The following is a 15,254-nucleotide window of genomic DNA, read 5'->3' as shown; positions in this document are numbered from 1 at the left end:
GTACTATGGTCATTTCCAGCCAGCAGATCTTGCTCAAGCTCACAGGCACTCCCGCCACTGGATTCAATGGCGAAGTTGACTGGGATCACCAGGAAAAGGAAGCCAAGCCAGCATTCGGGCAATTACCGGCAAATCTACCGCTCCTGGCGTCTTATCACCACTGGAGATCAAACTATCGCGGCTATGGCGGTATTGCAGACTATCGTATTGAGGAAATTGAAAGTACAAGTCAGGTTACATTATTCACGCTTAAACAAGAGGGAAAATCTGTTTTAAAAACCTTTGAACATTGGTTGGCTGCTGAATCTTTCCAACCGATCGTGCAATGGCTGAAGTTAGAACTGGAAATCGCTAGACGGGAAGGCAGAGAGGCCCGAATCCTACTGCAAACCGATAACGCCGAAATTCGATTACTCCCCTGGCAGGTCTGGTCATTCCTCCAAGCCTATACCCATCTTGAAATTGCCTTTGCACCCATCACCTATACCGAAATTCCTCAACCCCCTTCCCAGGAGGAACTTCGTATTTTAGTGATTTTAGGGTGTTCCGATGGCATTGATACCAATCGCGATCGTCACCAATGGATGAGTCTGCCTAATGTAATTGTAGAATTGTTGGAAGAACCCACTCGTGAGGCATTCGCTCAAGCACTCCAGCAATCTTCCTGGGATATTCTGTTTTTCGCAGGCCATAGTCAGACTGAGCAACTGGAAGGATTTATTGACCTCAATCCGAGCGATCGCTTATCCCTAGAAGAACTGAAACGAACTTTAAAAACAGCTATTACACGAGGTTTAAAACTCGCAATTTTTAATTCCTGTGATGGCCTGGGGGTATTGAATACATTTTCAGGCTTGCATATTCCCCAAATGATTGTCATGCGGGAACCCATTCCTGATAAAGTTGCCCACAAGTTCCTAGAGTACTTTCTCACAGCATTCTCCTCGGGGAAATCCTTCTATGCCGCCGTGGCCCAAGCTCGGGAACAGTTAGAGGGGCTACAAGATCAATATCCCTGTGCCACGTGGCTGCCCGTCAGTTACCAGAATCCGGCGATCGAGCCTTTACGATGGCCTTCCCCAGAAAGTCCAGCCAAAAGACAATGGTGGCAAAAGCTGGGAATTCTGCTAATCATGAATCTGACATTAGTCGGAATTACGTATTCAATGCACAGTTTTGGCTGGCTCAAAGCCCCGGAATTAGCGGCCTATGACTGGATGATGCGTCATCGTCCTAATCGTGATATGCCATCCAGTCCGATCGTCATTTTAACGATCGATGACCCACAACTCCAACGGCAACAAACATCTGGAGGCAATCCATCCCTTCCAGATCACATTTTTGATCCCCTTTTAAAAAAGTTGAAATCATTGGAACCCGCCGTAATTGGGAATCTAGTCGTCCGTGACTATCGAAGTTCAAAGCAGTATTCTCAGTTAGATACCCAAATTCGTAAAACAGATAACTTATTGTTTATATGTTCAGAAAAATCAGGAATCCCACCAGCTTTATCAGCCTTGTCTCAGGCTGACCTAGAAAATCGTATCGGGTTTTCTGATTATCTAGATGAACCTGATACTATCGTGCGAAGGCACCTGATCAGTCAAGATGAAAGTCTCAATTGCCCGACTACAATAGCTTTCAGTGCTCTAACTGCATTACGGTATTTAGCAGCAACGCAAAAACTCCCAGCCCATTGGCTCAATGAAGAGGGCGAATTTGACCCCGATCGACTCACCCATTCCTATCTCCATCAACGCCCAGGCATCTATCAAGGTTCCAGTACAGCAGGACATCAACTGCTGCTACACTACCGTCATCAAGATGGTAAAATCCGGGGCGTTTTTCAGGAAATTCCCTTACAGGATTTTCTCGATCGCGCAAATAAGCTTTCATTAAAGGGCAAAATTGTCCTCATTGGGGTCACTGCAACCACCGCATCTGATTCTGCATGGCAAAGTACTCCCTATGGAAGTGACGCCGCTAGACAGCTACCCGAAGTCCTCATTGAAGCCCATAAAATTCAGCAAATCCTCGATCATGCAGAGGGTTTACCAGTAATCTTGACATTTGGGTCGAGTTTGGAAGAACTCATCTGGCTCATTCTTTGGGCTGGATTGGGATGTGGTTTAGTGCTGGGAGTGAAACCTTTATCCTGGAAAATTCTAGGAGTTACTGCTGGAATTATTGTGCTCACTGGCAGTAGCCTGTATATACTAAATCAAGGAATTGTAGCATCTTACATTCCAGCGCTAATGATCTTTGCACTTGGAGCAAGTGCCACTGCAATGATTGATCGATCAATGTTAAGGGCATGATATTGGTAGAAATGAGGAGAATATCATGAGGTATTTTCAAATAATTAGTCTTGTATTGCTTAGTAGTTTTCTCACTAATATGGGTGAGTTCACTAAAGTTGATGCCGCATCTCAACCGCAGAAAACGGGTAATCAAACACAATTAAAAAGACCCGTTATTCGATTTATATCAGGTAAATCTCGCGGTAATCCCCCTAAAAGTAACAATCCCGGTGGCAGCCGCAACAGTTGTCCCAATGTCCAGCCCCAAGCACTGGTCTATACGCCTCAACCAGATGGGTTCACCCTAAGCGATCGTCCCACTTTCTGGCTCTATTTCCCCTATCAATTAGTGTCTAATTTAACGCCTGACACTAAAGTCACGAATCAGGTCTTGCAAAGTGATATGCGGGTCCGTCTGATTGTGCGTGAACTATCCGATAACCAAGCTATCTATGACAGTGGTAAAAAGCAAGTCAAGATTGCTGCTCCTGGTTTTGTAGCGTTACGCTTGCCAGCGGAGAAGACGCTGGCAGTGGGTAAAAAATATCGTTGGATGGTGGAACTCTATTGTGGAGGTCCCAAGCGAGTTCCTAACGCTATCGAAGGAATTGTAGAACGGGTGGGAGTTCCTTCGCAGACAATTGAGACTCAACTCAAACAGGCTAAAACAGATCTCGATCGCTTACAGATCTATGCACAAAATGGTTTTTGGTATGAAACCGTTGATGGACTGATTCGCCTACGTGAAAAAATGCCTGAGGATCTACAGATCCAGGAGAACTGGCAACGCTTATTAGAAGAAGCCCAAATTAAAGATCTGAAGGATCAAAAGATTCAGGAGCTAGAAATACAGCCTTAGTGGCGGTAGCCAATTCCAGTAGAAGTGGCTAATTCCATAGGTTTTTCTGTATTTTTCTAGTTCGTATACGCTCATTAGAATAGTTTTCTGGGATCTACCTCAACCTAAGACCATGGCGACTCTCTCACCTGTGCTCCGCATTGTTCAGTCTACTGGACAAAAAATCTTTGCTGTTCATGCTGGAATCAGTTGTGCATTAATTGCCCTGGGACGTCTCTATTCATTCCCTGGAATGGCTCAATCGATCGTTCCTAGCAATGATGGTACAGCGACGATCGTGACTCCCACTGGCAATCAGTTCAACATTACAGGGGGCCAGATTTCTGGAGATAGTCATAATCTCTTTCATAGCTTTCAACAGTTTGATCTCCTCTCTGGACAGTCTGCTAATTTTTCCATTAATCCAAATATTCAAAATATTTTGGGTCGCATTATAGGGGGTAATCCCTCAGTCATTAATGGCTTACTGCAAGTAACTGGCGGAAATGCTAATTTGGTCTTGATGAATCCGTCCGGGATTCTCTTTGGACAGGCCGCGCAATTAAATGTCCCCGGTTCATTCTGGGCCACGACTGCTAACGGGATTTTATTCGGCGATCGTTGGTTTAGTGCAAGTGGTCAGAATGATTATGCCAATTTACTGGGCAATCCATCGGGGTTTGCTTGGACGACGGTCAATCCTGGGGCGATCGTCAATGCTGGAAATTTAACCGTGGGGGTAGGGCAGTCCCTTGGATTGCTGGGGGGAACCGTTGTCAATACGGGGCAATTGAACGCGCCGGGGGGAGAAATTTTAGTTCAATCTGTTCCTGGCAGTAGTTTGGTCAAGCTTCAGCGGCCTGGTAGTTTGATTAGTTTGGAAGTACAACCTACCAATCAGGCTAGTAATCCCAACCGTTGGGAATTTCCGATCGCTTCTCTGCCCCAATTGCTTGCCAACCATGCAGGACAGAATGCAACTGGACTGACCGTGAATGCTCAAGGGGTTGTCGAAATAACTGGTTCTGGGGTCAAGGTTGTATCTGCATCCGGTAGCACAACCCTTTCTGGTCAAGTAGCAACCACGGGCGAAACAGGTGGGACTATTAATATTTTGGGTCAGCAAGTTGATTTAGTGAATGCTAAAGTTAATGCTTCTGGCAATCAAAATGGTGGAACGATCCAAGTCGGAGGTGCTTACCAGGGGAATTCTCAACTGCCTAGTGCAACACGAACCACAATAGATCAGTCTAGTACGCTGAATGCTGACAGTATCGATCGGGGGAACGGGGGATCAATTATTGTATGGTCGCAAGATCAAACAGCATTTTTAGGGCAAATTAGTGCTCGGGGTGGAAGCACGATCGGAAATGGTGGCTTTGTTGAAGTATCTGGTAAGAAATATCTGACTTTTCAAGGACAAATAGATACTGGAGCCAACTTCGGTAAGAACGGTACTGTACTCCTAGACCCTCAGAATATTTTAATTGCTAATAGTCCAGCTAATTTACAACCGGGAGAATCCTTCATTGATGCGGCTAGCCTTCTAGGGGCAGGGAGTACGACATCCTTTACCTTGACAGCAGATGATAATATCCGGATTGCACCTAATACCCAACTTGATTTTGGCTCTGGCTCTGGTTCTTTGATCTTTCAGGCGGATGCTAATGGCGATCGGGTGGGTTCATTTATCATGGACCCCTCGAGTACAATCATTGCTCCCACAACCATTGGGCAACCGGGTAGAAGCATTGAGATTTCGGGTGAATCCATTAGTTTAGGGAATATTACAACCCGGAGTGGGGTCGATCCGCTGGGTGCTTCCGCCGGATCGGTTACGTTAAGGGCGAATGGCAATATTACAACAGGGTATATTGCAGCCTTTGCAGACCACAATCCCAATATTCGTAATCCTGGTCGTGGCGGAGATATTTTCATCGAAAGCAAAGAAGGTAGTATTGACACACGCTATGGCGGCTTATCTAGCTCAGCTTCTAATGGATCAGCAGGAAACATCACTCTAATTGCGAGGGGAGACATTCTCACTTCACCCATCACAACGAACTCGGTCTCAGGAGACAGCCCAAGATCGGGGGATTTAACAATTATTAGTCGTGAAGGGAAGGTTGATTTAAGCGCTACCGGTGTTTCCAGTCTAAATGGAACAGATCCAAACCAGTTTGTGGTTATTGGGAGTACGGGGATGCAAGGTGGTACGCTCAAAATTGAAGCTAAGGGAGATGTCATTCTTTCAAATGTTGTCGGGAACTCGTCTACTGGAACTGGCAGCAGTATTGATGTGCAAAGTAGTAATGGCAATATTGAAGTTAAAGCAGGTGGACGAGGCATTAGTATTAGTTCTGAGAATGGTTCAAGTGGATCGCTGAGTCTAAAAGCACCGAACGGTAAGGTAATCATCCAAGACAATATCTTAGCAGGTGCACCTCAAGGGGATGGCGGCAATGTTAATGTTCTAGCTGGCCAAGGTATTGAGATTCAAGGAACAGTTGACACATCCGCTAAAAACACCAGTGGATCAGTCACGTTCAATGGCACTACTACATTACTGGCAGATACAGCAATCAACTCCGGTAACAACAACATTACATTTACTCAGCAAGTCACAGGAGACCACGCACTCAATGTTTCTCGTGCCAATCAACTGAAGTTTCAAAAAGATGTTGCAGTTAAAACATTAACGGTTAACGCTGATAGTACAGAAATCAGTGGAAACGTTAGTACTAATAACCAGCCCATCACCTTTACGAAAGACGTTACTCTTACTGCACCGGTTACCTTTGACGCTGGAACTTCGAGCATTGATACAGGCACCAACCTAAATTCTGGCAATAATCCCTTGATCCTCAAGGCCGATACTTTAAATATTAATGGTACTGTTACCGGAACCAACTCTTTAAAAATCTTAGCTTCTAGTGCTGGAAGGAACTTGGAGCTAGGTAACGAAAATACAAATGCGTTAAGCTTGACAGCTGATGAAATTTCTAAAATTAATGGATTTTCCTCTGCGACCTATCTTCCGGGGGATGGTGGTAATCTCACTTTTTCCGCACCCATAACTTTCCAGACACCTACAATTCTTGATCCAGGTAAGGGATCCGTTTTCCTAAATGCTCCTATCAATTCCAACAATCAAGAATTAATTTTTGGCAATACAGTTTTGGGTGCAGATATTCGTATCAGTACTGGGATTGGCAATATTACCTTTACTGGAACGATCGATAGTCAATTAGATGGGCTGCATCAACTCACTCTCAATAGTGGTAGTGGCTCTATTCGTTTTGCGAATGCTGTCGGTGGCAACAAACGCCTCAAAGGACTGGTATTTGAACAAACTAGTGAGATTTCTTTGAACAGTGATATTAACCTAACCACTGGTGATCTCAACCTAATTCAACCAGTCACATTGACGGGAGACAGTACACTTAGCACAAATAGTGGCAACCTAACAGTACAGCAAGTCACAACCCAACCTGGTTCTACAGGTAATTTAACACTGCAAGCTACAAGCGGCATTCTCAATGTTGGTAATCTGCAAACGAATGGCGGAACTATCAACCTTACAGGAGGTGCAGGCATCACAGCAGGAGGAACCTTAGCTAGCAATGGTGGTGCTATCAGCTTTAATAACCCTCTGACTCTCTCTCAAGACGTAACTTTAAATCCAACAACAGGCCCAATCCTGTTTAACGGAACTATCACTGGGAATTATGCACTGAATATTCTCAATAGTTCACAAGTTAACTTCCGCAACAACATTTCTGTCGGAGCGATTAACTTTGGCCAAGCTCAAAGTATCGTTCTAAATGGAAATCTGAGTACTCTAAATACTCCAATTACCTTCAACCAACCGACAAACATTACTACTGCTGCAACAATTAATGCAGGAACTAGCACAATTACTATTAACGCACCTGTTAATGCAGCTAGCAATCCACTGAACTTAAAGTCAAATAATCTTGACATTACAGACTTACTCAGTGGTAGTAGTACATTGAATATTACTACAGCAGACTTAGATCGCACGATCGAACTTGGGGGAGCCTCTACTCCTCAGGCACTACAACTATCTGCACGCGAGATAGACCAGATTACTGGCTTTAGCTTAACGACGATTGGCTCAGTAACCAGCACAAACCAAATTTTAGCTTCTAGTCCAGTTAGCTTTAATACCCCGGCTGTACTAGAACCAGGGAGCAACACGGTATTTCTCCAAGCTGATGTCAATAGTGCAGGGAAGAACTTAACCCTAGGGCGCACAGTTTTAGGCCGAGACGTGCAAATTAATACAGGCAACAGTAATGGAAATCTAACCTTTAATAGCACTTTGAACAGTCAAGTTGATGGAGGTTATCAATTAACCACTAGCACAGGACAAGGCAATCTTCAATTTAACGGAATGGTAGGTGGCAGTGGCCAGCGGCTCCGAAGCCTGAACATTTCGAGTGCAAATCAAGTACTGACTAACGGTGGTGTCAATATTACCGATGGTAATCTTACGATCGCGCAACAGATCGTGTTGCTGGGTAACAGTACATTCAGGACTGAAACTGGCAATCTCACCGTAGGGAATGTGACGGCTAACACCCCAGCTGACCTCTCCCTCCAGGCTCCCACAGGTATTGTTCAAGCGGGTAATCTAGATACCTCCTCAACCACAGGGAATGCAGGGTCAGTCAGCATCATTGCCCGTGAAAGTGTCACCACTGGCAAAATCAATACTAGCTCTACCATTGGCAATGCAGGTAATGTCTTTATCGATCCGCTCAATGATGTTGTGATTGATTCCATTAATGCCCAAGCCTTAGGGGGCGGTACAGGTGGGAATGTGCAGATCTTCACGCAGCGGTACTTGCGGGCAGCCGGAACCTTTACTGATCGCTTTGGCAGAACCGCTAGCATCTCTACGGCAGATGGTGGTGCTGGTGGAAGTATTTTAATTGTCCACGATGGCGGTGCCAGATTCACCACCTTTGATGTCGGCTTTAGCGATACGAATGGACTGGCTGGGGCGATTACCACGGGTGCTAGTAACTCCATCCTGCCCACCCAATTCTTCCCAGGGCCTTATCAACAAGGCAATATTCAGATTGTTACTTCCCCCCGACTGGCCAATCTCCTATCCACGATCGTTCCAGAAGGCAAAATTCCTGAACTCTTAGAGCTACGACGTAAAGAGGAAGGCTTTGGCATCGATCGCTATTTCACAAATCAACTAGAAGAATTTTTCAAAAACCAACGGAATAGCGTCACAGTCATTAAATCTCTGGATGAGATACAAGACGAACTACGAAAAATTGAAAAAGCGATCGGCATTCGTCCTGCAATTATCTATGCTGTCTTTCTTCCAAATGGAATTAGCGAACAATCGATTCTCTATGATTTTCCACAGAAATTTAATAGACGAGGCGATAATATTCTTCATCTCGTCCTAGTAACGGGTCAAAGTAAGCCAAAAGTCTATGCAGTCCCATCTGTTACGCGTGATCTGAGTAAACAAACTATCGATCTATTGCAGGATAAATTAGCTTCATCCAATGACCGTGAACAACTTGTGACAGCTCATGATTCTCCAGGGCAAACATTTTATCAATGGTTGATAGCTCCCTTAGTAGAAGATTTGAAACTATGGAAAATTCAAAATCTAACTTTTATTCTTGATGAACACTTGAGATCAACGCCGATCTCCATTATGAAGAAAAGCGATCGATTTCTTCTGGAAGACTATAGCCTAGGTTTAATGCCTAGTTTTAGCTTGACGGATACTAGATTTAATCCTGATTTTAAAAAGTCTAAAATTATGGCAATGGGAACTGGTACTTTCACTAATTTAGGTTTAGAGAATTTGCCAGCAGTACCAGTTGAATTAGAACTGATTCGTCGTTATTTAGGTGGCAGTGATATTCAAGGCACTGAGAACCTATTCAAGGATGCACAATTTACTCCTGATAATCTTCTAAATCATCGTAAGGATGCTCAAATTATTCACATTGCTTCTCATGCTCAGTTTCAAGAAAATAAAGCAGATCAATCTTTTATTGCCTTTGCAACTGGTCGCGAAAAGCTAAGGCGAATGGGACAATTTAAACTCTATGATCCTACTGTAGAATTGATCGTTTTAAGTGCTTGCGAAACCGCATTAGGCGATACGCAGGCGGAACTTGGGTTCGTTGGTTTCGCTGCAGAAGCTGGTGTCAAAACGTCTATCGGTAGTTTGTGGACAGCAGATGACCGTGGCACTCTAGCACTCATGGCTGAATTCTATGATCAGATGCAAAAATCTCAACTGCCCATTAAGGCTCAAGCCCTGCAAAAGGCGCAACTTGCCCTTCTCAAGGGCAGAACCAAGATTGAAAATGGCCATCTTGTTTTTGGCGATCGTAAATATCTCTTACCTGAAACAGTAATTCGTTCAGGAGCTACCCAGGAATTTACAAATCCATATTTTTGGGCAGCCTTTACCTTAGTAGGTAGCCCTTGGTAAGCCTTTTTTAGTGGGCTTGCTCATGATTTCGTCTACATTTCACCTGGCTTCTTTCCATACACCAATGACCTACTCAATCTACACAAATTTCCTAGCAACTCTTCTAATAGGGAGCTCCTTTCTACCCTTAATTGCTCGTGCCCAAAACACTCCCCATTCTGTCGTAGAGAATCTTCCGGTAAAAACGCAGCAACAGGAAGGAGAACCCACTAAAGTCCCAATCCAAAAAATTCAACTTTTAGGACAATCATTAGTCAATCAATCTGAAATTGATCAAGTTTTTGCTCGATTTGAAAATCGTAGTCTTTCTCTTCAAGACCTGCAAGACGTGGCAAATCAGGTCACTCAACTATACCAAAAACGGGGCTATATTACTTCAAGGGTGATTGTTCCGGATCAGGTTCTTCAAGATGGCACAGCAAAGCTGCTGTCTCAAGTTGGCACGATCGAAGCGATTGAAATTGCTTCCGCATCGGATATTGATCAAGAAGCAGGTACATTTTTTAAAAGTAAGCCTATTTTAGAAAAAGTTGATGTCCTCAAAGTTGATCCTCAACGTAGACAAGTTCATCAAGAGGATATTCCTGATTCGCGTTTAAGGCAGTATATTTCCAATCGGCTTCATCAGCGAATCGGGGATCCTGTCAACACAGAGCAGCTAGAAAATGACTTGAAACTTTTGAAATCTGATAATACTTTATTTCAACATATAGAAGCGAGTTTACGAGAGGGTAGCAACGGCAAAAGTATTCTAGTCATCCGTGCAGCAAAGAGAAACTCATTCAACCTATCTTTCACATCAGACAATAATTCTCCACCCAGTGTGGGAGGAGAACGCTTTGGTAGCATGGTGACTCAACGTAACTTACTAACTTTTGGAGATCGCTTAAGTGCTTCCTATTTTCGATCGCTGTCTGGTGGCTCTAATAGCCTAGACTTTAACTATCAGATTCCTGTTAATTCCAAAAATGGAACTTTAGAACTAAGATATGCACCTAGCCGTAGCCGCATTACTGATCCACAATTTGAAAAATTTGGAATTCGTGCAAAGAGTTCAACCTATGAGCTAACCTATCGTCAACCCATACATCGTCGATTTGAAAGTGAATTCGCGTTTTCCCTAGGACTTGCATTCCAAGACGGCCAGACCTTCCTGTACGATCGCTATCCTTTTCCATTCGGTATTGGCCCTGATGACAATGGTAACAGCCGGACTCGGGTTTTACAATTTGGGCAGGATTATGTGTACCGGAGTGAAAGAGCTGCTTGGGCTTTGCGATCTCAGTTCAATCTTGGACTTGGGATTTTCGGCGCAACTCAAAACGCAGAACCCATCCCAGATGGCCAATTTATTAGTTGGCAAGGTCAAGTTCAGCACGTCAAACAATTGGGCAATCATCATTTATTATTGGCACAATTGGATGTTCAGCTGACTCCAAATAGCCTTTTACCTTCCCAACAATTTGTTTTGGGGGGCGGGCGATCGTTGCGAGGCTATCGGCAGAGTCTTAGAACGGGTGATAACGGAATTCGATTTTCCTTAGAAGATCGAATCTCTGTTCAACGAACTGCCTCTGGACAAACGACATTGTATCTTGTTCCATTTTTCGATATGGGAACAACCTGGAATCATGCAAATAATCCAAATCAACTCGAAGGAAAAAGATTTTTAACTTCTATGGGTCTTGGACTAATTTGGCAACCTAATTCTAAGATGTTAATGCGTTTGGATTATGCACTGCCTTTGGTTAAGATTGCCGATCGCTCGAACAACTTACAGGATCAGGCACTATACTTCAGCTTTCAGTACACGCCCTAATCATGATTCAAGGCGTATCATTCATCGCTGAGCGACGCATTCAGCATCCCGGATTTTCCATGCATAATCCACACTGTCTGGTCATCATAAAATGCCCCCCGTTGTACCAATGGGTACCCCCCCAGCAATAACCCAAGCCACATCTCCACGATTGGTATTGCGAGATCTTTCTGTAACTCAACTAATTGAATTCTGGTCCAAGTAGATCCGAGGTATCGATCGCCCTCGACCAATCTTCAACATTATCCCCATGGGCCAATTATGGAGCTGACCAGTAATCGCCAAAGGGCTTCATCGCATTACTATTTTTCCCCAGCCTGTAGCTATTACCGATTGCCAGACTAGTGTTACCTTGGCTCTGTGACAATCTTGTTGCAGGTAAGCCCTGGTACACGTTTTTTTATTTCGCAAACGGAATGATATCTATGAACGTCAAGGATTAGTATCAATGATAGAAATACTTACACAACAAGAGAGAATGCTGTTTGATACCGTGCTGAAGCAATTCGCTGGGGCTGATGTGAATATTTTTAAAATACCAACGAGGAAGCCACTAACCGAACTTGCAATTCTGACACTGAATAACCCCATCTAGCCGTTCTGACCTACCTTATCATTACATCTTGGGCACTACCACATTTTTATCTAGTAACCTGCTTGTCGATCGACGACATTCCTTAGAGGCTGTCCCTGCCGATACCGCTCTAAATTAGCTAAAAAGAAATCAACAACCCTGCGGCGCGATCGGGGTGAACTCCAGGAAATATGCGGGGTGACAAAGAGATTAGGGGCTGACCACAGCGGATTGTCTGGTGGGAGGGGTTCTGTCGCAAAAGCATCGATCGCAGCTCCACTAATCCAACCTTGCTGGAGGGCTTTTAATAAGGCAGTTTCATCCACAAGCCCTCCCCTGGCAATATTAATCAGGTAAGCCGAGGGCTGGAATAATTTCAACACATCAGCGTTGATAATATGTTGAGTCTCCGGTGTTAACGGTAGAGCCAACACAACAAAGTCAGCTTCAGGGAGGAGTTCCTGCCACTGATTGGCTCCCACCACTTTCTCAAAATGGGGATGGGGTGCGGGATTTTTTCGGCTACCCCAGACCCGCATACCAAAACCACTGGCCCGCTGCGCGATCGCTTGCCCGATCCCCCCTGCACCCAGAATTAAGACGGTAGCTTCAGATAATTCCTGTAGAAAAATGCTGTTTTGCCAATGCTCATCCCATTGGTGTTGGGCTTGGAAGCTATGGAGTTGGCGTAGCCGTTTCACCCGATCGAGAATTAATGCTAGGACAAATTCCGCAATGGGGATAGCATGAACCCCTGCACTATTGGTCAAAATCAAATCTCGCGCCAAAGCTGTGGGAGTTAACAAGTGATTGACGCCAGAGCTGGGTGTATGTTGCCACCGCACCGCTGGAGCCGCATTGAGCACCCGATCGAGAATGACTGGTTTCAGTAAGCCAGCACTAAAATAAACTTCAGCATCACTGGGATCCCCATCAAAAGACCCTTCTCGATCGACTTGAACCACTTCAAGATCGTTGGGTAATCGTAATTCTAGGAAGGGAAGGAACTCGATCGAGATCAGGGCTTTCATGGATCTAATGACTTAGTTTTTAGTATTGAGGACCTCTGGGGGCAGAATCTTGGCGTATTCCTCTGGTTTCAAAAAGCCTTCTCGCACCTTGGGAACATTGGGAATCTGCTTGAGATCAAACCAGAGTTGAGCCAGTTCTTCCTGCTTTTTGATGATATCCTCATCAATCCCACGAATCCCAAAGGTTAGCTTAGCGTGCATTTTCTCTAAGATATTGGGCTCTAGCTTAGTGACAGGGGCAAGAATTTGTGCGGCTTCCTTAGGATTGGTTTTCAGCCATTCTTCAGATTTTTGTAGCTCAGTAAAAAAGATCCGAATCAGTTCAGGATTATCTTCGTAAAATTTCCGGCTAGTGCTGTAGAAGTTGCGAGTGTCAGCGTATTTTTCACCACTCTCTAAGACCCGACCTGCGCCACTTACCTCTGCTCTCGTCACAAACGGTTCCCAAATGTACCAACCATCGACCTTCGCTTGGGCAAAGGCTGTCGCTGCATCCGGTGGTGGCAAAAAGACACTTTCTACATCATCCAGTTTCAGCCCAACCTGCTGTAGCCCTTTGTATACTAAATAGTGACCGATCGAAGCTTTCTGGAAGGCAATTTTCTTACCTTTCAGTTCAGAAAAATTTTGAGCTGTTGATCCCTTGGGAACCAAAAGGGAAATGCTTCCTCCATTGATGGGAGTTGTTGCGAGATAAACTAATTGATTACCCGCCGCTTGAGAAAAGACGGGTGGATGAGCCGCAGTCGAAGCAATGTCTAACCCATTGGCATTAATGGCCTCCAACTGTTGAGGGCCAGCCGCAAATTCAGCCCATTTGACCGTCACTCCCAAGGGTTGCAGCGCTTTCTCAAGATTACCTTGGGCCTCTAAAATAGCTAAGGCAGTTAATTGCTTCGATCGAACAATTCGAATTTCTTTCGCCTTAAACCCGTTGTTTTGTCCACTCGCACCAGCAGTTGGAGAGCTAGTTGCAGAATTGTTGTTAGTCGTTTGAGATTTATCTCCGCAACTCACTAGGCCCGTGGATAAGCACACTAAGGCACCAATGGAAAACAACGCTGCTCTACGAGTAATCTTGGAACCGTATCTATGAAGATACTTAAACTGAAACCGTTTCATGTACTTTGTTTTTTTCAATACGATGATTAGTGTACATGGTCAATATTTCATCTCTTAGTTCATCTATATACAATTTCGATTCTCTACATATATTTTTCTAAGTTTTTTGAATTGATTATTTATTAGAATCTCTGTTGGAATAAAGTAACAAATCCAACAAAAATTAGGTCATATTAACTACGAAAATCGATTAAATACTCAACAAAAAAGAGTCAAGTTATCTCCCTAATACCAGGAGTGATCCTTGACTCAAGAATTGCAATGAGGATTTTAAAATCAACTTTCTAAATATAGACGCAATGGTCTTCTATTGACTAGTAGATCCTCAAAAGTAGACAATCTTCTAAGACAGCGTAGCGGTTTTACCCGCTACGCTGTCTTAGAATGGATGCATTAGAATGGATGCAACTAATTCACCTGTACAAGTTCCTTAGATGATACTTCTATTGACTGGAGAATATCAATTAACTCCTGTAAAGAAGCGTCGAAGCGTTGCTTAATTTCCTCGTCCAGGATCACACTGCCATCTTCCTGACGTTGTAATTGTTGGTCCACTGCATAAACGGTGCTAGCAAATCTCCGTGCACCCAATTCCCCCAAAACGGGCTTGAGCGAATATTCGATCGCCAGTAGATGGGCGATCGTGCCTGCGGTCACCAACGGTAACACTGTTTTATTGACCAGTGCTTTTTGGGGGAGTAAATCTAAAAAGGATTTGAGCAGGCCCGTGTAGGAGGCTTTATAAACCGGGGTTGCAAGCAGGATCGCATCAGCCTTCTCCAATTTTTCCTTAATTGGAACTAAAGCTGGACTATCGTAGCGACCAAAGACCAATACTCCGGACACATTTTCCAGAGAAAAAGGGGTTAAAAATCGACAAAAAGCGATTCATCGGATAAGGTGCCAGTATCAACTCAAGCACGAGATGAATCGCATTATGAATATTGTACACAGCCTACTGAATCAAGTGGGTGGTTTCGCAAACCGCAAGGCCAATTTCTAGCGAGTCTGTTTGTGACGTTATGGGTTGTGTGTGGCAAGGCGAATTTCACCAATTTGAGTCGATAT

At 44.3% G+C, this 15,254-nt stretch carries 7 protein-coding genes; 4 read left to right on the top strand and 3 right to left on the bottom strand.

Annotated features, from left to right (window positions below; all coding sequences use genetic code 11):
• Positions 1–5: 5 nt before the first annotated feature.
• The 4 genes from H6G21_RS20180 (at position 6) to H6G21_RS20165 (ending at position 11,459) form a co-directional block, all read left to right on the top strand.
• The gene (locus tag H6G21_RS20180) at positions 6–2,318 is read left to right on the top strand and encodes a CHASE2 domain-containing protein (protein ID WP_190575262.1); all 2,313 of its coding nucleotides are present in this window, start codon (positions 6–8) and stop codon (positions 2,316–2,318) included.
• Between the two features lie 79 nt (positions 2,319–2,397).
• Positions 2,398–3,159 carry a DUF928 domain-containing protein gene (locus tag H6G21_RS20175; RefSeq protein WP_190575260.1) on the top strand — a complete coding sequence of 254 codons (762 nt, stop codon included), beginning with the start codon at positions 2,398–2,400 and terminating at the stop codon, positions 3,157–3,159.
• Between the two features lie 112 nt (positions 3,160–3,271).
• Positions 3,272–9,640, top strand: a complete 6,369-nt coding sequence (locus H6G21_RS20170; protein ID WP_190575258.1) for a CHAT domain-containing protein — start codon at positions 3,272–3,274, stop codon at positions 9,638–9,640.
• A 64-nt stretch (positions 9,641–9,704) separates the two neighbouring features.
• Positions 9,705–11,459 (top strand): ShlB/FhaC/HecB family hemolysin secretion/activation protein, encoded by a 1,755-nt coding sequence (locus H6G21_RS20165; protein WP_190575256.1) that lies wholly within the window; start codon positions 9,705–9,707, stop codon positions 11,457–11,459.
• A 645-nt stretch (positions 11,460–12,104) separates the two neighbouring features.
• Here the strand turns inward: H6G21_RS20165 and H6G21_RS20160 are convergent.
• From H6G21_RS20160 to ssuE, 3 genes are all read right to left on the bottom strand, one after another.
• Positions 12,105–13,064: a D-2-hydroxyacid dehydrogenase gene (locus H6G21_RS20160; protein WP_190575254.1), complete on the bottom strand. Its 960-nt coding sequence runs from the start codon at positions 13,062–13,064 to the stop codon at positions 12,105–12,107.
• A gap of 12 nt (positions 13,065–13,076) precedes the next feature.
• Positions 13,077–14,186 (bottom strand): aliphatic sulfonate ABC transporter substrate-binding protein, encoded by a 1,110-nt coding sequence (locus tag H6G21_RS20155; RefSeq protein ID WP_190575252.1) that lies wholly within the window; start codon positions 14,184–14,186, stop codon positions 13,077–13,079.
• 408 nt (positions 14,187–14,594) lie between these two features.
• On the bottom strand, positions 14,595–15,032 hold the full coding sequence (gene ssuE / locus H6G21_RS20150; protein ID WP_347278046.1) for an NADPH-dependent FMN reductase: 438 nt from the start codon (positions 15,030–15,032) through the stop codon (positions 14,595–14,597).
• Positions 15,033–15,254: the final 222 nt, after the last annotated feature.

Origin of the sequence: Alkalinema sp. FACHB-956 (genome assembly GCF_014697025.1) — a bacterium.
GTDB lineage: Bacteria > Cyanobacteriota > Cyanobacteriia > Leptolyngbyales > Leptolyngbyaceae > Alkalinema.
The sequence above is the reverse complement of the archived record's forward strand: the minus strand, read 5'-3'. Positions and strand labels throughout refer to the sequence as shown.

Excerpts from the sequence above, each read along its gene's own strand:
- H6G21_RS20180 (WP_190575262.1), top strand. The coding sequence starts at position 6 with ATGGTCATTTCCAGCCAGCAGATCTTGCTCAAGCTCACAGGCACTCCC.
- H6G21_RS20175 (WP_190575260.1), top strand. The coding sequence starts at position 2,398 with ATGGGTGAGTTCACTAAAGTTGATGCCGCATCTCAACCGCAGAAAACG.
- H6G21_RS20170 (WP_190575258.1), top strand. The coding sequence starts at position 3,272 with ATGGCGACTCTCTCACCTGTGCTCCGCATTGTTCAGTCTACTGGACAA.
- H6G21_RS20165 (WP_190575256.1), top strand. The coding sequence starts at position 9,705 with ATGACCTACTCAATCTACACAAATTTCCTAGCAACTCTTCTAATAGGG.
- H6G21_RS20160 (WP_190575254.1), bottom strand. The coding sequence starts at position 13,064 with ATGAAAGCCCTGATCTCGATCGAGTTCCTTCCCTTCCTAGAATTACGA.
- H6G21_RS20155 (WP_190575252.1), bottom strand. The coding sequence starts at position 14,186 with ATGAAACGGTTTCAGTTTAAGTATCTTCATAGATACGGTTCCAAGATT.